Raw genomic sequence first — 24834 nt, 5'->3', positions numbered from 1 at the left:
GAGCAAGGAAAAAGCCCGGAAAAACAAAGAAAAAGCCCGTAGCAACAACGCTACGGGCTCCTTCACGAGAGGCGCGAATTCGGGGCCGCAAAGCAGTGCCACGCGACCCTTCTTACGCTTACTTCACTTGCGACATCTTGCTTTCAGCCGACTGCGCGGCTTCGGTTCCACCATACTGCGAGATGATTTGTTCCAACGTCTTCTTTGCAGCCGGTTTCTGGCCCTGCTCGATCTGGTTGTTCGCGATTGCGAGCAGCGCGTCAGGCGCCCGCGGATGCGTCGGGAAACTCTTCACCAGATTCTGCCACGTTGCGGTCGAGCCCTTGTAGTCACGCAACGCGTACTGCGCGTTGCCCAGCCAGTACTGCGCGGTCGGCTGATACGGACTCTGCGGATACTTCGCCACGAACGCCTTGAACGACGCCGCGGCATTCTTGAAGTCACCGTTACGGAACTGCGTCGACGCCGCATTGAACGCGTCGGTCTCGCCGGGCTGCACCGTACCCTGCACGCCATCCACCGTTTGCTGCTGCGGCTCGAACTTCTTCAACCGGCCATCGAGGTCGGCGTAGTAGTCCTTTTGCTGCTTCTGCAACGTGGTCAACTGATTGGCGAGATCCTCGTTCTGGCCACGAAGCGTGGCGACCTGCTGATTCAACTGGTCGAGACGATTCTGCTGATCGAGGATAGTGCGCTGAGCCGACGACAACTGGCTAGCCAGGCTGTCCGTTTTCGTGCGCAAATCGAGCACGGCCTTGCGCGCTTCATTGTCATCGAACAATGCCGCATGTGCCGATCCGCCAACCACGGCCGAGCCCAGCAAACAAGCAACTGCGACCGCGCGCAGCGAAGGGAAGCGATACAACATACGGCAACTCACCCGTGACTGGTTCTATTACTGTTGATAAGCGAGATCAGCGCGGCGGTTTTGCGCCCACGACGACTCGTCATGACCGGTAGCCTGCGGCTTTTCCTTGCCCAGACTCACGGCTTCCATTTGCGTGTCGGCCACGCCCAGCAGCGACATTGCGCGACGCACAGCTTCCGCACGCTTCTGGCCCAGCGCCAGGTTGTACTCGCTCGTGCCGCGTTCGTCGGTATTGCCCTGGATCAGGACGTGACGATCCGGATGGCTCTTCAGATACTGCGCGTGTTGCTGCAACAGCGGCTGGTAGTCGTCACGAACTGCGTAGCTGTCGAAGTCGAAGTAAATGCTGCGCTTCGCGAGCGGGCTGTTCGGATCGTTCAGCGGATCGACGTTGACCTGCTGAACCGCGTTCGCGTCGGGTTGCGTGCCGATCGCGCCTTTGTTTGCACCTTCATCAAGCTTCACGCCCGAATGACATGCGGCCAGTGCACCGACCATCGCCACTGCAAAGCCGATACGAATTTTAGACATCATGGTTACTCTCCTTGTGTGTTGCTGCTTGAGTTATTGCATCAGGTTTATTGCATGAACGGACCCCAGGACGGCTCGCGTACGCTGCCCCCCTGAAGCGACAAGACTTGCCGCGTGCGGCCATCGGTCGACACGGCTGCCAACACGCCACGCCCGTTCACCTGGGTGGCGTAGAGGATGTACTGACCATTCGCCGCGAAGCTCGGCGATTCGTCATGCACGGTGTCGGTCAGGCCTGTAGCCGTACCGGACGCAAGGTCCAGCAGATACAGCTTGAAACCGCCGCCAACGCGCGAAATGTACGCGACTTGCTTGCCGTCCGGGCTCACTCGCGGGCTGGTGTTGTAGCTGCCCGTGAATGTGACGCGCTGTGCCGACCCGGCGCTTTCGCCATTTGCCGACATCTTGTAAATCTGGGGCGCGCCGCCCCGGTCGCTCGTGAAATAAATCGAATTGCCGTCGGGAGAGTAAGCCGGCTCGGTGTCAATCGAGCTGCCCGTGGTCAGGCGACGCAAACCGCTGCCGTCTGCGTTCACCTGGAAAATCTGCGTGTTGCCGGTGGCGGACAGGGCGACCGCAAGCTTGCGGCCGTCCGGCGACCATGCCGGTGCACTGTTATTGCCCTTCTGATTAGATACGATCACGCGTTTGCCTGTCGGCAGATCGTGAATATAGACAACGGGCTTTTTCTTTTCGAACGATACATACGCCACCTTGGTGCCGTCAGGCGACCAGGCCGGCGAGATGATCGGCTCGGGGCTGGAAAGCGCAATGCGCGCGTCCTGGCCGTCCGAGTCGGAAATCTGCAACTGATAACGGCCGCCCGTCTTGATTACGTATGAAAGCCGCGTCGCGAACACGCCGCGGCCGCCGAGCAACTTCGCGTAAATGTAGTCGGCCACCTTGTGCGCGCTCATGCGCAAGCCGCTTTCCGGGCTGACGAGGGACAGGCCGCCAAGGCTTTCCTGCTTCACCGTGTCATACAGGCGGAAGCGCACTTCGAACTGGCCGTTCGGTAAACGCGTCACGCTGCCCGATACGAAAGCATCGGCGCCCTTTGCCTTCCAGCTGCCAAGGTCGACGGAATCCGTCTCCGACACTGGCGTGCCGCCCGCGTCGATGTTCGTGAACTTGCCGCTGCGCTGCAAATCCTGGCGAATGATCGCGCTGACCTGCTGCGGCGAGTTCGCTTCGTTGGCAAACGTGGCGGTGGCGATAGGAAACTGAGTCGAACCCACGCCGGTCACGAGCACGTTCAGTTGAGCCTGCGCGGCGGATGTACCGGCCGCGATCAGGCAGGAGGCAACAAGCGTCTTCAAGCCAAGCTTCGTCATCAAACTCATGTATCTGATTCCAGAAAATGCAATATTTAAACTATCGATGGCTGCACAACAGACCGCCAATCGCACAATTCGTTCCCAATCTTCACACGAAGGGCATCAAGGTCCTAAAAATGTTCGGCCGGACCGTTCAAATTCCGATCAGCCACCCGCTGGGCGCAAGGTGATCGTAAAAGCGGAGGGCGCCTGACCGTTGGTGTCGACGGGCATCGGGTCCGAGCGCTGCACTGCGCGCAACGCCGCTTCGTCCCATTGCTCGTTGCCGCTCGAACGCCGGATCGTCGCCGATAACAACGTACCTGTCGGCGAACAGCGCACCGCGACCACGGTCTCCAGTCCCGCCGTTTCCCCCGCCCACACAATATTCGGACGCACGCGCCGCTGCACCTTCTCGGCATATCCCGCCGATGTCGCCGTCCCGCCCGCGCCGCTACCCGTACCGCCCTTGGCGAGGCCGTCGCCGCTCGAGTTCGTGCCGCCGCCCGCCTGGCCCTGCAAGGCCGCCAGCCGTGCGCTGCGTTCCTTGTCGAGCTTGGCCTTCGCTTGCGCGTCGGCCTGCGCCTTGGCTTTGGCCTTCGCGTCGGCTTGTGCCTTTTCAGCCTGGGCCTTGGCATCCGCTTGCGCCTTCGCCTTGGCGTCAGCCTGTTCCTTTTGCTGCTCGGCTTTCTCGGCGTCGGCCTGCTTTTCCTTCGCTTGCTGCTGGGCCGCTTTCTGCTGCTCAAGCTTCTGCTGGGCGAGCTGCTTCTGTTTATCGGCCTGTTTCTGTTTATCCTGAGCGGCTTTTGCCGCCGCTGCGGCTTGCTGCGCGGCTTGTTGGGCCGCAAGCTGCTGGCGCTTGGCTTCGGCTTCCTGCTCAGCTTGTTGCTGCGCGCGCTGCTGTTCGGCGAGCTGCGCGGCGCGTGCCGCTGCTTCCTGCTTGCGCTTTTTTTCCTGCAGCGCAATGTCGGCGTCTTCGTCCTTCGCGGGCGGCGGCGCGGGCTGCACCCTCACTGGCGGCGCAGGTGGCGGAGCGATGCGCGGCGTGGGCGCCGACAGGTCGGGGATGTCTGTCCACAATTCGGCTTCGGCTCCGGCCGGCGTGTTGTTCTGCCAGTTCACGCCGTGATAGAGCAGGATGCCGAGCAGCACGTGCATCAGCGCAGCGAGCGCGAACGCCTTCCAAGTGCCGCGTTCACGCGGCGGACGGACGGGGCGCGCACTGGTTCGCGCGCCAGGGTTCCCGCTTGGCTGCCGATTCATCATTGCGATTTGACTAACAATCCGACCCGTTTGACGCCGCGCGCCTTCATATCGGACATCACGTTCATTACGACTTCATACTTCACGGTCTTGTCGGCGGCGATTACGACCGGCTGGTCCGGATGCGATTCCTGCCGGTTCAGCACGAAGTCATTGAGTTCCGACTTCGACATGTTCTGCTGTTGCGCCGCGCCGCCGTCTTCCTTGTAGCGCACGTTCATGCTGCCGTCCGCCTTGATATTGACCACCACCGGCGGCGTTTGCTCCTGCGGCGCGGCGTTGCCCACCGTCGGGAGGTTGATGATGGACGGCGAGACGAGCGGGGCGGTCACCATGAAAATGACGAGCAGCACGAGCATCACGTCAATGTACGGCACGACGTTGATGTCGGACATGGCGCGCCGTGAACTGCCGCGCATGCTGGAACGCATTGAACCTCCGGCCATTCTGAACTCCTTAGTGGGCCTGGCGCTGCAAGATGTTCGAGAATTCTTCGATAAACGTTTCGAAGCGGATCGCGAGGCGGTCGATATCGTGTGCGTAACGGTTATAGGCGACCACGGCAGGTATTGCTGCGAACAGGCCGATTGCCGTGGCCACGAGCGCTTCGGCAATACCCGGCGCCACGTTCGCAAGCGTTGCCTGCTGGACGTTTGCCAGGCCGCGGAATGAATTCATGATCCCCCAGACCGTACCGAACAGACCAATATACGGGCTGACCGAACCGACCGACGCGAGAAACGCGAGATTGACTTCAAGCACGTCCATTTCACGCTGGAAGGCGGCGCGCATGGCTCGGCGCGAACCATCGAGAATAGCGGCTGGATCGTTCATGCGGCGTTCCTTGCCCTTCAGGAATTCGCGCATGCCGGACTCGAAGATCCGTTCCAGCGCGCCGATGGTATGGCGGTTGTGCGCTGCGCTCTGATACAGCGCCTGCAGGTCGCCGCCCGACCAGAAATCGCGCTCGAAGCGCTCCGTCTGAGCGCGGGCGCGCCGGATGGCGAACCATTTACGAATGATGTACGTCCACGACAACAACGACAGTATCAGCAACAGCGCCATGACGGCCTGCGCCAACAGGCTGGCATGAATGACGAGAGAAACGATCGACAGGTCTTGTGTAGTGTTCATAAAAGTCCGCTGTTACGTCCCAAAGGGGCGTCCGGGTTGGTTCCAGTCAAAATGTCGGATTTCCGGTTGGAAAGCCGAAAGCGTCAACAATGTAGCCGCTGGAACGCACTCGGTGCTGCTGTGCTTGCGTGCAAAGGCTCGCAGGCTCTATTCGGTTCGGGTCTCGATGATGGAGCCAAAAAGTTTTTCTACATGAGCTTTTTCTGAACAAAGTTATTTAAACGATACTGTTGCCGGCACGGTTGACGCGCTGCACGCGCGCGGACCCCCGCGCAAGCCGCTCAGCACCGACGCGGGAATTCCCACTGGCCGGATGGACGCGAGACTGACCGACGCCACGCGTATGTTTCCGGCCGCCAGCAACACGCCATCGCGCCACGCTTCCTGGTGAAAGTCCACCGAAGCCCGGCCGATCTTTTCAATCCTGCTTACCACGTGGATGACATCGTCGAGCCGCGCGGGCGCCGAATATTCCACCGCCGTGCGCTTGACGACGAACAATACGCCATCTGATTCCGCCAGCTTGCGTTGATCGATGCCGCACGCGCGCAGCCATTCGGTGCGTGCCCGTTCGAAGAACTTCAGGTAGTTCGCGTAGAAGACGATGCCGCCGGCGTCGGTGTCTTCGTAGTAGACACGCAGCGGCCAGTCGAAAGTCAAAGGGCCGGTCGCCAGTTGAGGCTCGCTGGTTGACATATTCATCCACGCATTTTACCGGAAGCCGTAAACAGGCCGCCGAAACGCGCTGTAATGTGCTGCTTCCAGGCAACAACTGGCGAACGATTCATCGGGACGTGCCGAAAAAATGTCGCTTCAGCCGCGATGAACGCTCAACCCGGCGAATGATTGCGCTACCGGCATCATTTCGATGGTGTTGATATTCACGTGAGCCGGCAGCGTGGCAATCCAGTAGATGGCGTTGGCAATGTCCTCCGCCGTCAATGGCTCCACGTCCTTATAGACATTGGCCGCCTTCGCGTCGTCGCCCTTGAAGCGGACGTTCGAAAATTCGGTGCCGCCGCACAAGCCCGGTTCTATGTCGGTCACACGCAACGCCGTGCCTGACAGGTCCGCGCGCAAATTCAGGCTGAACTGGCGCACGAACGCTTTCGTTGCACCATATACATTGCCGCCCGCATACGGGTAGGTCGCCGCGACCGAACCCAGGTTGAACACGTGGCCGCGATTGCGCTCGACCATGCCGGGCAGCAGCGCATGCGTGACGGTGACGAGACCTTTGCAGTTCGTGTCGATCATGTTGTTCCAGTCGTCGAGGCTCGCGCGTTGCGCCGGCTCCAGGCCGAGCGCCAGTCCCGCGTTGTTCACGAGCACGTCGATGTCCGCGAATTCAGCCGGCAAGCTAGCGGCGACGGACTTGATTGCAGCGTCGTCGCGGACATCCAGTTCGACGGGCAAAAGTGCTTCGCCGAGTTCCTTCGACAACTCCAGAAGCCGGTCCTTGCGGCGCGCCGTGGCAATCACTCGATGCCCGCCTTTAACAAACGTACGGGCGATGGCAGCTCCAAAGCCGGCGGAAGCGCCAGTTACAAATACGATCATGTGCGGATTCCCGTTGTCAGGTTGCGGAAAGGGTCAGGATCGCGACACGCCTGGGCGCGCGCGGGAAAGCCAAACAGCGTACTTCCATTGATGCGGCGCGGCAAGCTGTCAGCCGGGTTTGCTCATCGTCCCGGCAAGCGCATTCGGCGTACCCGGCTCAACGGCCCGCTGGCTAAGCGGCAATTTTGGTGCCCGAACATCGATCGGCCGCGATTTGCCGCGGAGCAAGATCCTTCAGAATCGAACAATTTCAAGCGTTTAGCGGCTGTTGCCTAATCTCCGACGCCCCATTAAACTAAGGCTCTCCAGCCCTGCGTAACTGGCGACAAGGATCTTCGGGTCCAAGGTGGATTAACCCACCGGGAAGCGCGGGGTGCCGTTTTGCCGTTCGCCTGGGCAGCCGAGATCCGCACGCATTGAGCGCGTTGCCGGTGGCTGTCCGTCTTGCGTAAACGGAGCGTCTCTCTTCCGCCTCGCCTGGACCCATCGTGCTTCGCTCTCGCGGTGCAGACATTTTGCGCACGCGCGATCCGGTCAACTGACACCCATTCAACGGAAAACGTATGTTTGATAGAGCCAAAAGCACCATCGCCCAAGTCGATCCGGAATTGTTTGCAGCGATCGAGAAGGAAAACGAGCGCCAGGAAGATCACATCGAGCTGATCGCGTCGGAGAATTACACGAGCCCGGCCGTCATGGCCGCCCAGGGCTCGCAGCTCACGAACAAGTACGCCGAAGGTTATCCGGGCAAGCGTTATTACGGCGGTTGCGAGTATGTCGACGTGGTCGAGCAACTGGCAATCGACCGCGTGAAGCAGTTGTTTGGCGCAGAAGCCGCGAACGTGCAGCCGAACTCCGGTTCGCAGGCTAATCAGGGCGTGTTCTTCGCCATGCTGAAGCCCGGCGACACCATCATGGGCATGAGCCTCGCCGAAGGCGGCCACCTGACGCACGGTTCGCCCGTGAACATGTCGGGTAAATGGTTCAACGTGGTCAGCTACGGCTTGAATGAAGCCGAAGACATCGACTACGACAAGACCGAGGAGCTTGCCAAGGAACACAAGCCGAAGCTGATCGTGGCGGGCGCTTCGGCGTTCGCGCTGAAGATCGACTTCGAGCGGCTCTCGAAGATTGCGAAGACCGTTGGCGCGTATTTCATGGTCGACATGGCGCACTACGCGGGTCTGATTGCAGCGGGTGTTTATCCGAACCCGGTGCCGTTCGCCGATTTCGTCACCACGACCACGCACAAGAGCCTGCGCGGCCCGCGCGGCGGCGTGATCCTGATGAAGGCCGAGTACGAAAAGCAGATCAACTCGGCTATTTTCCCCGGCATCCAGGGTGGACCGCTGATGCACGTGATAGCCGGCAAGGCCGTCGCGTTCAAGGAAGCGCTCTCGCCGGAATTCAAGTCGTATCAGCAACAGGTCGTGGATAACGCGCGCGTGCTGGCTGAAACGCTGGTCAAGCGCGGCTTGCGGATTGTCTCGGGACGCACCGAAAGCCACGTGATGCTGGTCGACCTGCGCGCCAAGCACATTACCGGCAAGGCGGCGGAAGCCGCGCTCGGCAAGGCGCACATCACGGTCAACAAGAACGCCATTCCTAACGATCCGGAAAAGCCGTTCGTGACGAGCGGCGTGCGTCTCGGCTCGCCAGCCATGACCACGCGCGGCTTCGGTGTGGCCGAGGCGGAGCAGGTCGGTAACCTGATTGCCGACGTGCTGGACGCGCCGGAAGACGAAGCGAACCTCGAGCGCGTGCGCGCGAAGGTCGCTGCGTTGACCAGGCAATTCCCGGTATACGGCTAAGCCATGCGCTGCCCCTTCTGCGGTCACGAAGACACGCAAGTGGCCGACTCGCGTGTGTCGGAAGATGGGGCGGCTATTCGCCGGCGGCGGCGTTGCCCCGCCTGCGACAAGCGCTTCACCACGTATGAACGCGTGGAACTCGCATTGCCGTCGGTTGTTAAAAAGGACGGTAGCCGTACCGAGTTCGATCGCGCGAAAATTGTGGCAAGCATGCAACTCGCGTTGCGCAAGCGCCCGGTTGCGGCCGACGCCATCGACGCCGCCGTTGCTCGCATTGAATATCAGTTGCTGGGCAGTGGCGAACGCGAAGTTCGCAGCGACCGTCTGGGCGAACTTGTCATGAACGAGTTGCGCCAGTTGGACACCATTGCCTACGTGCGGTTTGCTTCGGTTTACAAGCGTTTTGAAGACGTATCCGAATTCGAAGACGTGCTCGAAGAATTCCGCCGCGCCGCGCCGCGCAAAGCCAGTCCCCGCAAACGCTGAGCGTTTCTGCATTTCTTTGCCCCTCGCATGAAACCGTGATCGTTTCGACAGTATGTCGAGGCTTTTGCGCGTCCGATACTCGGCCAATCGGCTAATGGCGGACATCGAAAATTCTCTTTAGATTGGTTGCTGGTCCGGTTCAATCGATGAGGGATGCAAATGAATTTTCGTTATTCACCTGGCTTCACGCTGATCGAGCTTGCCGTCGTGCTTGCGGTCATTGCGGTCGTCGCGACGTTTTCCGCACCGTCAATTGTCGTGTGGCACAAGCGCGATCAGGTCGACGCCCGGGCGCGCGCCATGTTGTCCAGTCTTGCACTGGGACGCTCCGAGGCGATCCGGCGCGGCGCTCGCGTGACCTTGTGCCGGATCAATGCCGCACATGCCTGCCTCGTGGCAGGCAAGGCGTGCGACGGGGGACTGACGGACTGGGCATGTGGCTGGGCGCTCTTTGCCGAGCGTGATAACGGCCGCGTGCTGATCCGCATGCAGCCCGCTTTGGCAGGCGTTGCTGTTGGCGGAACGGGAAGCGAGTTGTCGTTCACGCCCCCGTCGGGGCAAATCATTGGCGGATTCCGCAGCTTCGAATTCAGTGCGCGCGATGGCGCGTTGGCATCGCTTGGCGCACGCGGGCGCCGATGTATCCGGATCGCTGCTGGTGGGCGCGCGCGTCTCACGCAAGGAGCATGTGGAGCAGCCGCATGAAGACCTTGACGAACGGATCCAACCGCGGCGACTCGCTGATCGAAGTGTTGATTGCGCTGGCGCTGAGTGCCGTGACGGCGCTTGGCATTATCGGCGCGCAGTTGTGGCTGGCTCGCAACGAACGCGCGCTGATGGCGCGTGAGATGGCGGTATCGATTGCAGATTCCGTTGTCGAGGGAATCCGCCGCGATTCTGACCGCGATCCGGTCGTGGCGCAATGGCGCGCGCGGGCCGAGGCGGCGCTGCCGGATGGTGGCATCGACGTGCTGGATCGCGGAAATGGCGTGCATGTTGCCGTGGTCAAGTGGCGGTCGCCGGCATCGGGTAAGGACGCCGAAGCTTCGTGCGCCGAGCCGGGCGCCGGTGCGAAACTGGCCTGTGTGGCCGTGGCGTTCGCACGATGAATACGCCTGGCACATCTCAGCGTGGTCATACGCTGCTCGAACTGTCGATTTCGGTGGCGCTCGGTTTGCTTATCGTCTTCGCGACCCTTTCGCTCTATCGCGGGCAACGGCTCGCCTATGAACGCGCCGCCGAAACGGCGCGGTTGCGCGATGCGGCAAGCAACGCCCTCGACCTGATTGCGCAGCAGGTTCGAATGGCGGGCTTCGCGCTGGCAGGGATGGGCGCGTCGAGTGGGCCGGATTCGTCGGCGGCATTGTTCGGCTGCTCGGCGGGCCGTCCGATGTGAAGCGACTCCGCGCCGGTCTGCGAGACGTTGACGGGCCGTTCGGACGGCATCCTGATCCGCTACGCCGCCGATACGATCTCGACATGGCCCTCATCGGCAGGGTTGCCTACTGATTGTCTTGGACAGGCATCGGCGGGTGAACAAATCACGAATCGTTATTACGCCAAGGCGAGTTCGTCCACCGTCGAGCCTGAGCTTTATTGCGAAGGCAGCGGCAAACCTGGAACCGGACAACCGCTGGTAGAGGGAATCGAACGGCTCAGGATCGGCTATTGGTTGAAAGACGCGCCATTTTCCGTCGATGCAGTGGCGATTTCCAAAGATCGCTGGCGGCTCGTCACAGCGGTCGATCTATGCGTGCTCGTGCGCGGCGACGTGCCGAGCGCAAATTCGCGTCCGAGTTACTTGGACTGTGATGGCGTATCGGCTGTATCCGCAGATGGCCGCGTCCGGCACGCGTTTCACCGACGCATCGCCTTGCGCAACGGACCGGAGTCGCTATGACGGCGTGTAATCGTTCTCGTCCAAACACACGCGGAATTGCGTTGCCCATCGTTCTGCTTGTCTCGTCAATGCTGCTCGTTACCGCCGCCGCATGGCTCGAAGCGGCCTTGGTTGGTGCAAAGGCAACCGGTGGGCTGGAAGATCGTGTGAAGGCTTTCCATAGCGCCGACAGCGCGTTGCTGCGCTGCACCCGCATTGCGTTCGACTCCTTGCCAGAGCCAAGAGACGTCACGAGCGTACTCGGCAGCGAGCCGGAAAAGTGGCGCCTGAAGGCATCGTTCGAAGGTCCATCGGCGAACGCGATCACTCCGTTCGCGACCTGGCCGCATGCAGCGAGGCCGCCGCAATGTCTGATCGAGGCATGGCCGGCCAGATCGCGCGAGGGCAGCGCATTCCTTATTACCGCTCGTGGATTCGGCGGACGCGCGGGAAGCGAAGCGTGGCTGCAACAGCAACTCGAAATCACTGAAAGCGGCGCGGTCGGGCATTGGCGGCGAGTGGTCGCAAAACCTTTTCAGACAAGCTCACCATGAACATGAACTCGACTGCAAATGCGTTCAAGGGCTTCAGCTTGCTCGAGCTCATGATCACGCTCGGTGTCGCGGCCATCATCGCGATGTTCGCAGTGCCGGTTTATCAGCAGCAAGTGCTTAAGGGACGGCGGCTGGACGCTGTTGCTGCGCTTTATCGTGCTGCTCAATACGTGGAAAGCGCGCGGACGACGTCGGGTAACGATGTCGAGCCTGCATTGCCGGCGGGTTTCGATCAGGCGCCCGCCACCGGGGCGCCAGTGTACATATTACGAATACTTGCGGAGTCGGAGATGAACGGCGGCTACACCATTGAGGCTGAGCCAGTGTCAGCCAGCAACGACGCCTGCGGCACTTTTTCCCTCGATGCTACCGGCGTGAAGTCGAATCGCGCCGCCGAAAAACTCTCGCCGCCGCAAGTGGCGGCGTGCTGGAGCGGCAAATGAACCCATTCATGCAAACGAGAGGATCAGGCGTCGGGCTCGACCACCGTGTCCGTGGAGGTATTAGCCGGATTCGATTTCATCTGTTGCCACACGCGGTACGCCTCCCAGCCAAGCAGCCCGAGCCCTCCCCATTTGAGGATCGGCTTTGCGCTCGAAAGAAGCCGGGTGCGTACAGGTTTGGTCAGCACCAGCGAAGCGATCGAACCCACCACGGGGTATTGCTTGAACAGCAAACTCAGATTGCCGCCGCTGAACAGATTGCCGAAGCCGCTCATGCGGTTCATGAATCCACCGGCTCCCGAAGTACGGCCGCGCTTGCCGCGCCCGGGCATGATCAGATTCAACACGCTGAAGTGCTTGACCTTGTAGCGCAGATCGGCGCTTGCCTGCGCCAGTTCCATGCGCTCGACATCAGCCCGCGCGATCAGCAGCTCCTTGCGCAGTGCGCGCATGTGGGGCGTGCTCAGCTTGTGCGCATTCGCTCGCTTTTGAGCTTTGAAGGTGTCGTCGGTTTGACTCATGGCGTGGCAGGCTCGTGGAAAGTCATCGATAAATACAGCACCGGACATGCAGCGCGGCGACGCGCGCATTGCATATCAGTTGAACGTGTCGCGGTCTTTCTTGAACTCGGCGAGCGTGCTCTCGAACACGTTTGGCGCGTTGCTCAATCCGGCGCGCGCCCGCAGCGCGCAGACAATGGCGACCAGGACATACACCGCCGTGATCGCGGCGAGCGATTGCCATCGGTAAGTGTCCCAGAACGCAATTGCGATGAGGACCGTCAGCGTGATGAGCGCCATCATGGTCAGCATCATTGCGGCGAGGCCGAGAAAAAGAACGCCGATAAGCCGCTCTTTTTCTTCCGAAAGTTCAATGCCGATCAACTCCAGCCGTGTTTCGAAGATGGAGAAAACGGAGCTGACGATGCGGCGCAACGGCCCTTGCGTATCGTGCTGAAATTGCCTTTCTGTCGTCATGGCTTGAGCGCGAAGAGCGCGTTATTTTTGGCGCGAAATATCCGGGTGGACTTCGTAGCATCCAGCCGGTCTGTGAAGCGAGGCGCCGGGAGGCCGGCGGCAGCTTTTGGCTTCGTTCTGGCTAAACAGGCAAGGTTCGGGCCGGGTCCGCTCGCGCGAGCATCGGAAAAGCAGTCACGCGGCGAACCAACGGCAACAAAGGCTTAACGGCGATTGATCAGCAAGCCAATGACAACGCCAATGCCGCCTGCAATTCCAATGGATGCCCACGGACGCTCGTGCACGAAGTCATCGGTGGCGCGCGCAGCCTTCTTGCCCTTTTCGATCACCACGACCTGTGCGTCCGCGGCCTTTTCCTTCGCTTGTTTCAAGCGAGTCAGAGCGGTCTCGCGCAGCTCGGATGCACGCTCGCCAGTGGCACTCGCGGCCTGCTTCAACAGGTCTTCGGCGTCTGCGAGAACGGTTTTGATATCCGACATGAATCGCTCCTTATTGATTTCCGACATTGATGGCTCCAAACGGGTGAGGCTACGCCAATCGTACCAAAGAAGCGGCGGGTGACCAGCGTCCATCCGGCCCCGAAACCAGAGCTTGCAGTTTTTGTTCCCGATGCACGAAGGCCGCCTGTCATCGGCTTGTTGTAGCCGTTTCAGCTTGCGCAATCGAAGGATCGGCGTCTGCGTCGCGCGCGTTCATGGCAAATACGATCGCAAATGTTTCTGTCGTGGACCAAAAAATTACAAAAATGCATGACGATCTGACGGAATGTTCGTTCGTTGTCCAGGCTTGGTCACGTATGCTTTAATTTTGATCGGGCCGCCTCGTCCATCCATTTGGAAATCGGCGTGGCTATCGCAGATTTGCCGCGAAATGAAAATCGCGATCTATTCACTTGAGGAGATACACCATGAGCTTGCGTCTTGGCGACACAGCGCCCGACTTCGAACAGGACTCCAGCGTTGGCCGCATCAAGTTTCACGAATGGCTGGGCAATAGCTGGGGCGTACTGTTCTCGCATCCCGCCGACTTCACGCCGGTCTGCACCACCGAACTTGGCCTGACCGCGAAGCTGGCCGGCGAGTTCGAGAAGCGCAACGTAAAGGCGATCGCTTTGTCGGTGGATAACGTGGAGTCGCACAAAGGATGGATCAAGGACATCAACGAAACGCAGGCGGCCAACGTCGGTTTCCCGATCCTCGCCGATGGCGACCGGAAGGTTTCCGAGCTGTACGACATGATTCATCCGAATGCGAATGCCACGCTGACGGTGCGATCGCTTTTTGTCATCGATCCGCAAAAGAAGGTGCGTCTGACGATTACCTATCCGGCGAGCACGGGCCGCAACTTCGACGAAATCCTGCGCGTGATCGATTCGCTGCAATTGACCGATAGCCATCAGGTCGCAACGCCGGGTAACTGGAAGCAGGGCGACGACGTGGTGATCGTGCCGTCATTGACGGACGAAGAAGAGATCAAGCGGAAGTTTCCGAAGGGCTACAAGGCCGTGCGTCCGTATCTGCGCCTCACGCCGCAACCCAACAAATAACGCCATTGCGTGAACGCTGAGGTCGGGAAAAAGCCAACGCCTTGAAATGCGTTGGCTTTTTTATCGGCGAATCTGCGTGGATCCGGGCGGAATCGGGGCGAATCCCAGCGAATCAGAAGAACGCCTGAATGCCGGTCTGCGCGCGCCCAAGGATCAGTGCGTGGATATCGTGCGTGCCTTCGTACGTATTCACCACTTCCAGGTTTACCAGATGACGAGCGACGCCAAACTCGTCCGAAATACCATTGCCGCCGAGCATGTCGCGAGCGAGGCGTGCAATATCGAGCGCCTTGCCGCATGAATTGCGCTTCATGATCGATGTGATTTCGACCGCCGCCGTACCTTCGTCCTTCATGCGGCCAAGGCGCAGCACGCCTTGAAGGCCGAGCGTGATTTCGGTCTGCATGTCGGCGAGTTTTTTCTGCACGAGCTGATTCGCGGCGAGCGGCCGGCCGAATTGCTTGCGATCCAGCGTGTATTGCCGCGCCATGTGCCAGCAGGCCTCGGCCGCGCCGAGCGCGCCCCAAGCGATCCCGTAGCGCGCCGAGTTCAGGCAAGTGAATGGCCCTTTGAGTCCGCTCACGTTCGGCATCAGGTTTTCTTGCGGGACGAAAACTTCGTCCATGACGATTTCACCGGTGATCGATGCCCGCAAGCCGACCTTGCCGTGAATCGCGGGCGCGGTCAGTCCTTTCCAGCCTTTCTCGAGAATGAAGCCGCGAATCTGGTCGCGTCCGTCTTCTTCGAGCTTCGCCCAGACGACAAAGACATCCGCGATAGGCGAATTCGATATCCACATCTTCTGACCGGAAAGCGAAAACCCGCCGTCGACCTTCTTGGCGCGCGTGGTCATGCTGGCCGGGTCGGAACCCGCATTCGGTTCGGTGAGCCCGAAGCAGCCAATCCATTCGCCCGTAGCCAGTTTCGGCAGGTATTTCTGCTTTTGCGCGTCTGTGCCGAATTCGTTGATTGGCACCATGACGAGGGACGACTGCACGGACATCATTGACCGGTAGCCTGAATCCACGCGCTCCACCTCGCGCGCAATCAGGCCATAGCTGACGTAGTTGAGGCCGGGGCCGCCGTATTGCTCGGGAATGGTCGGGCCGAGCAATCCGAGTTCGCCCATTTCACGAAAGATCGCAACGTCGGTGTGCTCGTTACGGAACGCTTCCAGCACGCGTGGCTGCAACTTGTCCTGCGCGTAGGCGTGCGCGGCGTCGCGAATCATGCGTTCTTCATCGCTCAACTGTTGATCGAGCAGCAGCGGATCTTCCCAACTGAAACGGGCAGCATCGGCCATGGTGTTCTCCTGTTCCTTCTATTCCTAATTGCAGGCTTGACGGAAGTTCCGCTAAGCGGAACAATGTTTTGCAAATCAACGACCGAGTCTAGCATTCGATGCCATCAACTTCCATTGGGGAATCCGGCCTGTCCGGAGCCTCAGCCTCGCCGGATGGAGTCGATGAACGCCGGTTTGTCGTGGCGCTGGCTCGCGGGCTGGAATTGCTGCGCGCATTTCGACCAGGCGAAACCTTGCTCGCGAACCGCGATTTCGTTGAGCGGACCGGGCTTCCCAAAGCCACCGTCAATCGTCTTGCCTACACGCTGACAACGCTCGGCTATCTGCGCTTCGATGAACCCGCCGGCAAGTACGCGCTCGACACCGGCGTGCTGTCGCTTGGTTTCGCGTTACTGGCTGGCGCGGACGCGCTCGAACTGGCCCGTCCGCACATGCGCGTGCTGGCGAGGGAAATTGGCGCAGCTGTTTCGCTCGGGTGCCGCGACGGCCTCGACATGATTTATCTCGAAACCATTCGCAGTGAAACCGCGCTGACGCTCGGCCTCGCGCCCGGCTCGCGGCTTTCCATGCTCACCAGTTCCATGGGCCGCGCCTATCTGGCCGTGCAGGAGCCGGACCTGCAAGCGGCATTGCTGGAAGAACTCGGCGCGGCGGCGGATAAAAGCGGCGAAAACGACGCGCGACTGGTGAAAGCGGCGCGGGACGCCATTGCCGACTACGCGCGCGACGGTTGTTGTTATTCGTTTAGAGACTGGCATGCGGATGTAAATGCGATCGCCGCGCCGTTACGCGATGTCCGCAACGGCCGCTGGCTGGTCTTGAGCAGCAGCGGACCGGCGTCGTCCATGAGTGAAGCCTATTTCCGCGATATTGTCGGACCGAAGCTCCGTGCCTTGGCCGCACGGCTTGGCTAGGGACGCCAATCCATCGAAAACTGATTTGGAAATAACCTCCCAAAGCGGCCGCTCTTAGAACATAATTCGATGAAACAGCCGCAGGGAGACTAAAAAATGACAGGGTTCTCGCTGGACGCAACGGATTGCCGTATCTTGTCGGTGCTGCAGGAAGACGGAAGGATCAGCAATCTCGATCTGGCCGAACGGATTTCGCTTTCGCCGTCGGCGTGTCTGCGCCGCATGCGGCTGCTTGAGGAAGAAGGCGTGATCGCGAGTTATCGCGCGTGTCTGGACAGGGAACGGCTCGGGGTTGAGCTGGAGGCGTTCGTTCACGTGTCCATGCGCAACGATCAGGAAAACTGGCACGAGAAGTTCGCGGCGGCCGTGCGCGAATGGCCGGAAGTCGTGGGCGCGTTCGTGGTCACGGGCGACACGCATTACGTGCTGCGCGTACTTGCGCACAACCTCAAGCATTACTCAGACTTTATTCTGAGCAAGCTTTACAAGGCGCCGGGTGTCATCGATATCCGCTCGAATATCGTGCTTCAAACCATGAAGGACGAAGCGGGCGTTCCGGTTGCATTGATCGACCGGACAGACTGAGATTCACAGCGAACCAATCGTGTGGAATTGCCCCGCCTGGAAAACCAGCGGGGCTATGTCCGCTGCATTTTCGTGCACGCCGCAACGTTCGACCTGACCCACGAAAATCACGTGGTCACCTTCCTGATAGCGGCTCCGGTTGTGACATTCGAACCACGCCAGCGCGCCATCGAGCACGGGCATGCCCGTGTCGCCGGCCGCGTGCGACACGCCGGCGAAGCGGTCGCCCTTGAGTGTCGCGAAGCGCTTGCACAAATCGACTTGCGTGGCGGCGAGCACATTGACCACATAGTGGCTATTGGCCTGGAACACCGGCATGGATGCTGATTTCGTGGCTAAACTCCAAAGCACGAGCGGTGGATCAAGCGATACGGAGTTGAACGAGCTTGCAGTAATGCCGATCAGCTGGCCGGAGTCGGCGCGCGTGGTGATGACGGTGACGCCGGTGGCGAACTGGCTCAAGGCATCTCGAAAAGCGGTTGCATCGAAATTCGGCGGATTGGCGCGTTTCATCGGGAGAGGTTCGTTTTCGATGGTATCGGCGAAATCCAGGCGGCGTGCACACAGGCTGCGTGCTCAGGAACCGGATGAAAATTTCGAAGTCATCGGAAGATTGCGATTGTTGCGATTCTAGCGGAATCGACTCTGCCGCTAATAATGGCACTGGCGTGTGAAAGGCCTCGCGCGCAACACGGACACCCGAAAACCAGTAAGCTGGAAGGGTTGATTCAAAGGGCTTCCGCACGCATCTTGATGACTGCGGAACACGAACCAGGAGCCAGCATGACGCAACATGACGAGCAGGCGAAGCGCGAAACCGCCACCATCGGCGGCGGATGTTTTTGGTGTACCGAAGCGGTGTTTCTGGGCGTTGAAGGTGTGTTGTCGGTCGAATCAGGGTATGCCGGCGGCCAGGTGAAAGACCCGACGTATGAACAGGTCTGCGACGGCACGACCGGGCACGCAGAAGTCATCAAGGTTGAATACGATCCTGCGGTGATCGGATACAAGGAAGTGCTGGAGATTTTCTTTGCCACGCACGATCCGACCCAGCTCAACCGTCAGGGCAATGACGTTGGCACGCAGTATCGGTCGTCCATTTTCACGCACTCCGACGAACAACGGAAAATCGCGCTGGAAGTGATAGACGAGCTGCAAAAGGGCGGCATATTCGATGGCAAGATCGTTACCGAAGTGACGCCGTTGAACGGCAACTATTATCCGGCAGAGGATTATCACCAGAACTACTTCGAGCAACATCCGAACCAGGGATATTGCGCGTTCGTGGTCGCGCCGAAGGTGGCGAAGTTCAGGCAGAAGTTTGCCAGCAGGCTCAAGCGTTGAAAACCGGGCGGGCTTCGGGAAATCGAAGCCCGCTTATTTTTTTCGCAGCCAGATGTCAAAAGCTGCCACCAGATTGCGCGCGATCTTGAAGCACGTCAGCGGCGCCGATCCTTCCGCCTTGTTGTTCACCGCAATCACCACAGGTTGCCCCGCGAGCGCGTAGCGTAGCGCAAGTTCGGCGAGCGCTTCGTGCGTGTCGGGATCTTCATCGACGAGTTTGTCGAACGGCTCGTACTTCGCTTTCGCCTGCTCGTACTTGAAGCCGCCATGCAGGCTCCAACGGACGATCAGCGGTCCGAGTCCACCTTCATCGAGTAGCGCGAGCGCCTTCGCCTGACGCCGTGGATCGGGCATGCGCGCGTGGATGCCGACGCAATAGCGTACGTTTGCATCGCGCAGGACGCGGATAAAACGCGGCGTCAGCATGATGGCGTCGCGCAGTTCCACGGCGTAACAGCTTTCGCCGGGCAACGGCGGCAACGCGTTCAGGAATGCGGCAAGGCGCTCGAGGAACGTGGTTGGATCGACGATCAGCGCATCGGGCAGCGGTGGAATCTGGAACACGAGCGCGCCCGCCTTTTCGCCGAGTCCGGCAATGCACGGCGTGACGAATTCACTGATGGCGATGCGTGCGTCGAGGAACGCCGGGTTGTCGCCGGCGGGTACGCCTTTGTCGCCGCGGACGGTGGCGTCGGTGACCGAGGCGGGCGCTTTGACAATGAAGCGGAAATGCGCCGGAACCTGAGCGGCGTAGCGCGCGTAGTCGGCTACGGAGAGCGGCCCGTAAAACGAACGGTCTATGGATACACACCGCAAGAGCGGATGTGCGCCGAGCGCGTTGAGGCCATCGCGGGAAAGCTTGGCTGACGAATAGTCGTCGCCATACACAATGTCGCGCCAGCCGGGAAACGACCACGTCGATGTGCCGATGTGAACCTTCGCCGGAAGTGCTTCCGCGAGCGTATGAAGTTCGGGCGATGCAAGCGCGGACAAAACGCCGCCGCGCGATTTCGTACGAGGAGAAGTGCGAGAGTACGCCGGTTCTGGTTCCGCAACGCCGCCAAACAAATCGACCTGAACAGCGGACGAATCGAAATCGCCCGCGTCCGGTTCATCACCGGACGCAGGTTCATGGAAAGCGGCGGAGTCGTGCGTTGAACTCAGAGCGATTTTTCGTAGATATACCGGCGCGACCACGGCAGCGTCTTCGCGCTGCGCCCGGCCTTGCGGCAGACGATCTGATAGATCGAGACGTCGTCATTTTCGAACGCGTAGGCGCAGCCCGCAAGGTACACGCGCCAGATGCGGAATTTTTCATCGTCCACGAGCGTCTTCGCCTTCTGCGCGTTCGCCTCGAAGTTCTCAGCCCAGATGTCGAGCGTGCGCGCGTAATGGCGGCGCAGGCTTTCCACGTCCACGGCTTCCAGGCCGCCTTCCTGCAGCGCTTCGAGCGCGAGCCCGATATGCGGCAACTCGCCGTCCGGGAACACGTATCTGTCGATGAACTCGCCGCCGCCCAACGCCGTCTCGCCGCTGTTGAAGTCGGTCGACGTGATGCCGTGGTTCATCGCAATGCCGTCGTCGACCAACAGTTCGCGGACCTTGGCAAAGTAGCCCGGCAGGTTCTTGCGGCCGACGTGCTCGAACATGCCGACGCTCGTGATCCGGTCGAACTGGCCCTGCACGTCGCGATAATCCTGCAGCCGGATCTCGATCTTGTCTTCGAGGCCCGCGTCCTTCACGCGCTTGGTGGCGAGGTCGAACTGGTTCTGCGAGAGGGTGACGCCCACGCACTGCGCGCCGAATTTCTGCGCCGCACGCAGGACGAGCGCGCCCCAGCCGCAGCCAATGTCGAGCAGGCGCTGGCCCGGTTGCAACTGGATCTTGGTCAGGATGTGATCGATCTTCTTGATCTGCGCGGTGGCGAGGTCCTCGTCGCCATTCTCGAAATACGCGCACGAGTAGACCATGTTCTTGTCGAGCCAAAGCTCGTAGAACTCGTTCGATACATCGTAGTGGTACTGAATGGCCTTCTTGTCCGACGCCTTCGTATGATTGAAGTAACGCCGCACGCGGGCAAGCTTGCTCGCGCTGGTGACCGTGTTCTTGGCGAGGCCGTACCCAATGTTGATGATGTCGGACAGCTTGCCTTCAATGTCGATCTTGCCCTTCACATAGGCTTCACCGAGATTGTCCAGACTCGGTTCGAGCAGATAAGGCAGAGCGGTCGCGCTCTTCACGTGCAACGTGACCTGCGGCGCCGCGAAACTTCCGAAGTCGTGTTGCTGTCCATCCCACAGTACCAGGCGGGCGGGCAGGTTTGCCCGGTCCCGGATGTCCTGCACCCACTGCGTCAGCTTTTTCTCCCAAAACATGCTTGTTCTCCGCGCTCAGATGAAATTGAAGCCAAACCGGGTCGCTTGCACTGCACGTTTGCATATCGCCGCGTGATGTCTTTCCGCTTGCACATCAACCATTCAGACACGCCGCAACGAAACGCGATTCAACGCGGCCGCTGGTGTCGGTTCGTCAAGAACCGGGCGAAAGGTCTGTTACTGCCAACCGAAGCAAAAACGGTTGCGAAAGCGCTTCAAGACGCCTTCAGGCGCTAAGGCGATAGCCGGACGATGCGCCATTGCCGGGCGTTGTCCGCTTGCTCGCGTGCATCACGTTTATAGACGACACGGTCATGCAACCGTGACGGACGGCCCTGCCAGAATTCGATAGTGTCGGGAACGAGCCGGTATCCGCCCCAATGGGGAGGACGCGGCGGGTTGTCACCGTATTTCGCGATCAGTTCGCGCTCGCGGGCCTCTAGCACCGCGCGGCTTTCGATCACTTCACTCTGCTCCGACGCCCACGCGCCTATTCGCGATCCAAGCGGGCGCGACGCAAAATACGCATCGCTTTCTTCCGGACTTGTTTTGACGACGGAGCCCTCGACGCGCACCTGGCGCTCGAGTTCGATCCAGTAAAACAGCAGGCTCGCGGTGGGGTTGCTCGCGAGCTCATGGCCTTTGCGGCTGAGGTAATTCGTGAAGAATACAAACCCGCGATCGTCAACGCCCTTGATCAGCACGATGCGCGCGGAAGGCCGACCGCGTTCGTCGACGGTGGCAAGCGTCATGGTGTTGGGTTCGGGAAGTTTCGAGTCGAGCGCTTGCGCGAACCATGTTTCGAATTGCCGAATGGGATTCGGATCCACGTCGGATACGTCCAGCGATCCGACGGAATAATTCTTTCGAAGGTCAGCGAGGGTAGTCATTTTTTATGCAAGCACTTCAATCGCATTAGTATAGCCAAGGTCTGCAAATCCTGCGCTTTACGGCTAATGCCTCCTCGACCTTTATTGAGTCAGATCATGAAGCCGTGCAACAAAAATTGACGCGAACCCGGACGATTATTTTTCATATTCCTTTCAAAAACCGGCCGTTGATTTCCGACGTCCAATCTTCGATAAGGCAGAATACGCAATTCGGCGAATTTCTGCTCATATGCGCTTCTATCGTTGTGATAGCGCGTCAGTTCCGCCTTTTTGCCTGTGAAACGTTCATGACCGCTTTTTCTGCATCTGCCGACGCTTTGAATGTTACATCCGCTGCGCCGGAGTTTGAAGCGGCCGACCGTGCCCGGCGCTTTGGCGGCGTGGCTCGCCTTTACGGGCCAGCCGGGCTTGCCGCGTTCGAACGCGCGCACGTTGCCGTGATTGGTATTGGCGGCGTAGGTTCGTGGGCGGTCGAAGCGCTGGCGCGCAATGCGATTGGCCGCTTGACGCTGATCGACCTCGACAACGTCGCCGAAAGCAACACCAACCGGCAGGTGCATGCGCTCGACGGCAATTACGGCAAGGCAAAGGTCCGCGCCATGGCCGAGCGCATCCGGCTGATCGACCCGGATTGCCGCGTGGAGGAAGTCGAGGACTTCGTGGAGCCCGCGAATTTCGACGCGATATTGGGCGGCGGTTTCGATTTCGTCATCGACGCCATTGACAGCGTTCGTACGAAAACGGCGCTGATCGCGTGGTGCGTGGAACACAATCAGCCGCTCATTACCGTTGGCGGCGCGGGCGGACAACTCGACCCAACCCGGATTCGTATCGACGATCTTGCGCTTACGATTCAGGATCCGCTGCTCTCGAAGGTACGCGGGCAATTGCGCAAGTCGCACGGTTTTCCGCGCGGGCCGAAGTCCAGGTTCAAGGTGAGCGCCGTGTACTCGGAGGAGCCGCTGATCTATCCGGAGGCGCCAGCCTGCGACATCAGCGAGGAAGCCGAGCACGTTGAAACCGCTCCGGGATATGCCGGGCCGGTCGGATTGAATTGCGCAGGGTTCGGTTCGAGCGTGTGCGTGACCGCCAGTTTTGGGCTGGCTGCGGTTTCATACGTGTTGAGAGAACTCGCGAAGCGGCCTGAAATTAAAGCGTGAAAAAGCATATAAATTAATGGCCGCTTTTGCCTTTACAGGAAAGCGGCCATTAAAGAATTCCAGCACGATTTAGCGGGACGCCGTTTTAAGCTGATTTAATCCATTTGAAAGAATCAGCGGTTGCACATTCATGCTTCAGTTCATCGCGCTGCTGAGCTTGCGTCGCCAGAACGAAACCACGTCCGGTTGATGCGCGGCCAAACCGAATACCGACAGCATGGTTTTTCGGCCGACATCGTCCATGAAAGCCCGATCGCGCGTGACGATCGCGAATAGATGCTCCAGCGCGCCGTTGTAGTCGCGGCCCGCGATCAAGCGGTTCGCCAGCGCAAAGCGGGCTTCAAGATCGTCCGGATTGGCGTTCACTGCATCGATCAAGGCGTCGGCGGGCGGCAGGCTTGCAGCGGCATCGGCGGCGTCCAGTTCTGTTTTCAGCGCGTTATAACGGGCGTCGATTCCTTGCGTGGTCTTTGGCGACAACAGCTTGTCCTCGTCGCGCGCCTCGTCCGTGCGGCCCGCTGCCAGCAACCATTCGATCAGGTCCAGCCGGGCTTCGTCGTAACCCGGATCGAGCGCCAGCGCCGCCTTGATGTGGTCGATTGCCAGATCGGTTTCGCCCGCCTCGTACGCCGCTTGCGCCGCGCGCCGCTCGGCTTCCGCGCCGTCCGGAACCAGCTTTTCTATAAACGCGCGCAACTGACCTTCCGGCAGCACGCCAATGAACTGGTCGACCGCGTGGCCGTCCGCGAACGCGATCACGTGCGGAATGCTGCGTACCTGGAAGTGCGCTGCGAGTTCCTGGTTTTCATCCACGTTGACCTTGACCAGCTTCCACTTTCCCGCGCCTTCCGCTTCCAGCCGTTCGAGCATGGGCCCAAGCGTCTTGCACGGACCGCACCACGGCGCCCAGAAATCCACGAGGACCGGCGCGAGTGTGGACGCGGTGATGACATCCTGTTCGAACGTGGCGAGTGTTGTATCCATGGTGTTCCTCATAAACGTCTTACAGAAAAGGGCACAAAGCGATTACGACAATTCTACGTCGAAGCTTGTGCGATTTTCCGTGGATACAAGGGGTGGCCATTCGAGACCGGATGATCAGTGCGCATAGCCGAGCGGCGTTCCACCGTTTGGCCTGTGGAAAACGCCCATCGGGATATCGTAGATGGCGCTGAGCGTCCCGGCGCTCATGATCTGCGCCGACGGCGCATGGGCCAGCTTCCGCCCGCCCTTCAGGGCGACGATGTCGTCGCAGAAACGCGCGGCCATGTTGATATCGTGCAGGACTGCGACGACCGCGAGTCCGCGCTCTTCGCTCAGGCGTCGAACGAGCGACAGCACGTCGACCTGATGCGCGATATCGAGCGCGGATATGGGCTCGTCGAGCAGCAGGCATTCGCTGTCCTGCGCGACGAGCATCGCGATCCACGCGCGCTGGCGTTCGCCGCCGGACAAGCTGTCGACGGCGCGATCGGCATACTGTAGGACATCGGTGAGTTCCATTGCTTCATGCGTCTTGCTGCGGTCGAGCGCGGTGAAACGGCTGATCGCGCCATGCCACGGATAGCGCCCGAGCGCCACCAGCTCGCGCACCGTCAGGCCGTCGGCCGTGGGCAATTGCTGCGGCAAGTACGCGATCTTCCTGGCGAGTTCGCGTTTGCCCCAGTCGGCGAGCGGTCTGCCATCGAACTGGATGAGGCCGAACGTCGGCGATTGTTGCCGCGCGAGCAGTTTGATCAACGTCGATTTTCCGGAACCGTTATGGCCGATCAGCCCGCATACACGCTTCTTCGGCAGGATCAGGGAGATTGGTTCCAGCAGCGTCCTGTCGCCGGCTTCGAATGAAACGCCGTTGAGCGTGAAGGAGGGTTCAGGCGTTGACATGAGTGATATCC

29 protein-coding genes, 1 pseudogene and 1 riboswitch are annotated in these 24834 nt (G+C 60.2%); of the genes and pseudogenes, 12 read left to right on the top strand and 18 right to left on the bottom strand.

Annotated elements, in window-relative coordinates; translation table 11 throughout:
* Positions 1-118: 118 nt before the first annotated feature.
* The 8 genes from ybgF to ydfG form a co-directional block, all read right to left on the bottom strand.
* Positions 119-868 (bottom strand): tol-pal system protein YbgF, encoded by a 750-nt coding sequence (gene ybgF, locus ACRWA7_RS30285; RefSeq protein WP_060858012.1) that lies wholly within the window; start codon positions 866-868, stop codon positions 119-121.
* A 27-nt stretch (positions 869-895) separates the two neighbouring features.
* Positions 896-1402, bottom strand: a complete 507-nt coding sequence (gene pal / locus ACRWA7_RS30280) for a peptidoglycan-associated lipoprotein Pal (protein ID WP_047845194.1) — start codon at positions 1400-1402, stop codon at positions 896-898.
* A gap of 44 nt (positions 1403-1446) precedes the next feature.
* The gene (gene tolB / locus ACRWA7_RS30275; protein WP_060858013.1) at positions 1447-2742 is read right to left on the bottom strand and encodes a Tol-Pal system beta propeller repeat protein TolB; all 1296 of its coding nucleotides are present in this window, start codon (positions 2740-2742) and stop codon (positions 1447-1449) included.
* 138 nt (positions 2743-2880) lie between these two features.
* The gene (tolA, locus tag ACRWA7_RS30270; protein WP_060858074.1) at positions 2881-3978 is read right to left on the bottom strand and encodes a cell envelope integrity protein TolA; all 1098 of its coding nucleotides are present in this window, start codon (positions 3976-3978) and stop codon (positions 2881-2883) included.
* Positions 3978-4424, bottom strand: a complete 447-nt coding sequence (gene tolR, locus ACRWA7_RS30265) for a protein TolR (protein WP_060858014.1) — start codon at positions 4422-4424, stop codon at positions 3978-3980. Before tolR ends, tolA begins: the two co-directional genes overlap by 1 nt.
* A gap of 10 nt (positions 4425-4434) precedes the next feature.
* On the bottom strand, positions 4435-5112 hold the full coding sequence (tolQ, locus tag ACRWA7_RS30260; RefSeq protein WP_060858015.1) for a protein TolQ: 678 nt from the start codon (positions 5110-5112) through the stop codon (positions 4435-4437).
* A 213-nt stretch (positions 5113-5325) separates the two neighbouring features.
* Complete coding sequence (gene ybgC, locus ACRWA7_RS30255; protein WP_060858016.1) at positions 5326-5808, bottom strand: tol-pal system-associated acyl-CoA thioesterase; 483 nt, start codon at positions 5806-5808, stop codon at positions 5326-5328.
* A gap of 117 nt (positions 5809-5925) precedes the next feature.
* Positions 5926-6672, bottom strand: coding sequence for a bifunctional NADP-dependent 3-hydroxy acid dehydrogenase/3-hydroxypropionate dehydrogenase YdfG (gene ydfG / locus ACRWA7_RS30250; RefSeq protein ID WP_438394271.1), 747 nt, complete (start codon positions 6670-6672; stop codon positions 5926-5928).
* A gap of 305 nt (positions 6673-6977) precedes the next feature.
* Positions 6978-7077: riboswitch (ZMP/ZTP riboswitch) on the top strand.
* 158 nt (positions 7078-7235) lie between these two features.
* Between ydfG and glyA the strand changes: the two genes are divergently transcribed.
* From glyA to ACRWA7_RS30215, 7 genes and pseudogenes are all read left to right on the top strand, one after another.
* Positions 7236-8483 carry a serine hydroxymethyltransferase gene (gene glyA / locus ACRWA7_RS30245; protein ID WP_438394270.1) on the top strand — a complete coding sequence of 416 codons (1248 nt, stop codon included), beginning with the start codon at positions 7236-7238 and terminating at the stop codon, positions 8481-8483.
* Positions 8484-8486: 3 nt separating this feature from the next.
* The gene (gene nrdR, locus ACRWA7_RS30240) at positions 8487-8969 is read left to right on the top strand and encodes a transcriptional regulator NrdR (protein WP_060858019.1); all 483 of its coding nucleotides are present in this window, start codon (positions 8487-8489) and stop codon (positions 8967-8969) included.
* Between the two features lie 153 nt (positions 8970-9122).
* Positions 9123-9674: a GspH/FimT family pseudopilin gene (locus tag ACRWA7_RS30235; protein ID WP_060858020.1), complete on the top strand. Its 552-nt coding sequence runs from the start codon at positions 9123-9125 to the stop codon at positions 9672-9674.
* Entirely contained in the window at positions 9671-10078 is a 408-nt protein-coding gene (locus ACRWA7_RS30230; RefSeq protein WP_060858021.1) for a type IV pilus modification PilV family protein, read from the top strand. The genes ACRWA7_RS30235 and ACRWA7_RS30230 overlap by 4 nt, the downstream gene beginning before the upstream one ends.
* Positions 10075-10869 (top strand): annotated as a pseudogene (locus tag ACRWA7_RS30225) (PilW family protein). Before ACRWA7_RS30230 ends, ACRWA7_RS30225 begins: the two are co-directional and overlap by 4 nt.
* A 41-nt stretch (positions 10870-10910) precedes the next feature.
* Positions 10911-11402, top strand: coding sequence for a pilus assembly PilX family protein (locus ACRWA7_RS30220; protein ID WP_438394267.1), 492 nt, complete (start codon positions 10911-10913; stop codon positions 11400-11402).
* Positions 11399-11845 carry a type IV pilin protein gene (locus tag ACRWA7_RS30215; protein ID WP_438394265.1) on the top strand — a complete coding sequence of 149 codons (447 nt, stop codon included), beginning with the start codon at positions 11399-11401 and terminating at the stop codon, positions 11843-11845. The genes ACRWA7_RS30220 and ACRWA7_RS30215 overlap by 4 nt, the downstream gene beginning before the upstream one ends.
* Positions 11846-11868: 23 nt before the next feature.
* On the opposite strand, the gene ACRWA7_RS30210 is transcribed toward ACRWA7_RS30215, so the two are convergent.
* The 3 genes from ACRWA7_RS30210 to ACRWA7_RS30200 form a co-directional block, all read right to left on the bottom strand.
* Complete coding sequence (locus ACRWA7_RS30210) at positions 11869-12366, bottom strand: DUF3318 domain-containing protein (RefSeq protein WP_060858025.1); 498 nt, start codon at positions 12364-12366, stop codon at positions 11869-11871.
* 75 nt (positions 12367-12441) lie between these two features.
* Positions 12442-12822 carry a phage holin family protein gene (locus ACRWA7_RS30205; RefSeq protein ID WP_438394263.1) on the bottom strand — a complete coding sequence of 127 codons (381 nt, stop codon included), beginning with the start codon at positions 12820-12822 and terminating at the stop codon, positions 12442-12444.
* Positions 12823-13025: 203 nt separating this feature from the next.
* Entirely contained in the window at positions 13026-13328 is a 303-nt protein-coding gene (locus ACRWA7_RS30200) for a DUF883 family protein (RefSeq protein ID WP_056355014.1), read from the bottom strand.
* Positions 13329-13729: 401 nt separating this feature from the next.
* Here ACRWA7_RS30200 and ACRWA7_RS30195 point away from each other — a divergent pair, with 401 nt between their 5' ends.
* Positions 13730-14368, top strand: coding sequence for a peroxiredoxin (locus ACRWA7_RS30195; RefSeq protein ID WP_060858027.1), 639 nt, complete (start codon positions 13730-13732; stop codon positions 14366-14368).
* Between the two features lie 112 nt (positions 14369-14480).
* Here the strand turns inward: ACRWA7_RS30195 and ACRWA7_RS30190 are convergent, their stop codons facing one another.
* Positions 14481-15671 (bottom strand): acyl-CoA dehydrogenase, encoded by a 1191-nt coding sequence (locus ACRWA7_RS30190; RefSeq protein WP_438394259.1) that lies wholly within the window; start codon positions 15669-15671, stop codon positions 14481-14483.
* 98 nt (positions 15672-15769) lie between these two features.
* Between ACRWA7_RS30190 and ACRWA7_RS30185 the strand changes: the two genes are divergently transcribed.
* The gene (locus ACRWA7_RS30185; RefSeq protein ID WP_438394257.1) at positions 15770-16585 is read left to right on the top strand and encodes an IclR family transcriptional regulator; all 816 of its coding nucleotides are present in this window, start codon (positions 15770-15772) and stop codon (positions 16583-16585) included.
* Between the two features lie 96 nt (positions 16586-16681).
* Entirely contained in the window at positions 16682-17170 is a 489-nt protein-coding gene (locus tag ACRWA7_RS30180) for an Lrp/AsnC family transcriptional regulator (RefSeq protein ID WP_060858030.1), read from the top strand.
* A gap of 3 nt (positions 17171-17173) precedes the next feature.
* Here ACRWA7_RS30180 and ACRWA7_RS30175 read toward each other — a convergent pair whose 3' ends face one another.
* Positions 17174-17683, bottom strand: a complete 510-nt coding sequence (locus ACRWA7_RS30175) for a flavin reductase family protein (RefSeq protein ID WP_438394256.1) — start codon at positions 17681-17683, stop codon at positions 17174-17176.
* A gap of 270 nt (positions 17684-17953) precedes the next feature.
* On the opposite strand from ACRWA7_RS30175, the gene msrA reads away from it, so the two are divergent.
* Positions 17954-18514, top strand: a complete 561-nt coding sequence (gene msrA, locus ACRWA7_RS30170; protein WP_060858032.1) for a peptide-methionine (S)-S-oxide reductase MsrA — start codon at positions 17954-17956, stop codon at positions 18512-18514.
* A gap of 33 nt (positions 18515-18547) precedes the next feature.
* Here the strand turns inward: msrA and ACRWA7_RS30165 are convergent, their stop codons facing one another.
* The 3 genes from ACRWA7_RS30165 to pdxH all read right to left on the bottom strand — a co-directional run bounded on the left by ACRWA7_RS30165 (position 18548) and on the right by pdxH (position 21779).
* Positions 18548-19582 carry a DUF72 domain-containing protein gene (locus ACRWA7_RS30165; RefSeq protein WP_438396829.1) on the bottom strand — a complete coding sequence of 345 codons (1035 nt, stop codon included), beginning with the start codon at positions 19580-19582 and terminating at the stop codon, positions 18548-18550.
* A gap of 92 nt (positions 19583-19674) precedes the next feature.
* Positions 19675-20889: an SAM-dependent methyltransferase gene (locus ACRWA7_RS30160; RefSeq protein WP_060858033.1), complete on the bottom strand. Its 1215-nt coding sequence runs from the start codon at positions 20887-20889 to the stop codon at positions 19675-19677.
* 233 nt (positions 20890-21122) lie between these two features.
* Positions 21123-21779, bottom strand: a complete 657-nt coding sequence (gene pdxH, locus ACRWA7_RS30155) for a pyridoxamine 5'-phosphate oxidase (RefSeq protein ID WP_060858034.1) — start codon at positions 21777-21779, stop codon at positions 21123-21125.
* A 287-nt stretch (positions 21780-22066) separates the two neighbouring features.
* On the opposite strand from pdxH, the gene ACRWA7_RS30150 reads away from it, so the two are divergent.
* The gene (locus tag ACRWA7_RS30150; RefSeq protein WP_060858076.1) at positions 22067-22939 is read left to right on the top strand and encodes a tRNA threonylcarbamoyladenosine dehydratase; all 873 of its coding nucleotides are present in this window, start codon (positions 22067-22069) and stop codon (positions 22937-22939) included.
* A gap of 135 nt (positions 22940-23074) precedes the next feature.
* Here the strand turns inward: ACRWA7_RS30150 and trxA are convergent, their stop codons facing one another.
* Both trxA and ACRWA7_RS30140 read right to left on the bottom strand, forming a co-directional pair.
* Positions 23075-23923, bottom strand: a complete 849-nt coding sequence (gene trxA / locus ACRWA7_RS30145; RefSeq protein WP_060858035.1) for a thioredoxin — start codon at positions 23921-23923, stop codon at positions 23075-23077.
* 114 nt (positions 23924-24037) lie between these two features.
* Positions 24038-24823, bottom strand: a complete 786-nt coding sequence (locus tag ACRWA7_RS30140) for an ATP-binding cassette domain-containing protein (protein WP_438394255.1) — start codon at positions 24821-24823, stop codon at positions 24038-24040.
* Between the last annotated feature and the right edge of the window lie 11 nt (positions 24824-24834).

Source organism: Caballeronia sp. DA-9 (assembly GCF_051615025.1).
GTDB classification, from domain to species: Bacteria; Pseudomonadota; Gammaproteobacteria; order Burkholderiales; family Burkholderiaceae; genus Caballeronia; species Caballeronia sordidicola.
The sequence above is the reverse complement of the archived record's forward strand: the minus strand, read 5'-3'. Positions and strand labels throughout refer to the sequence as shown.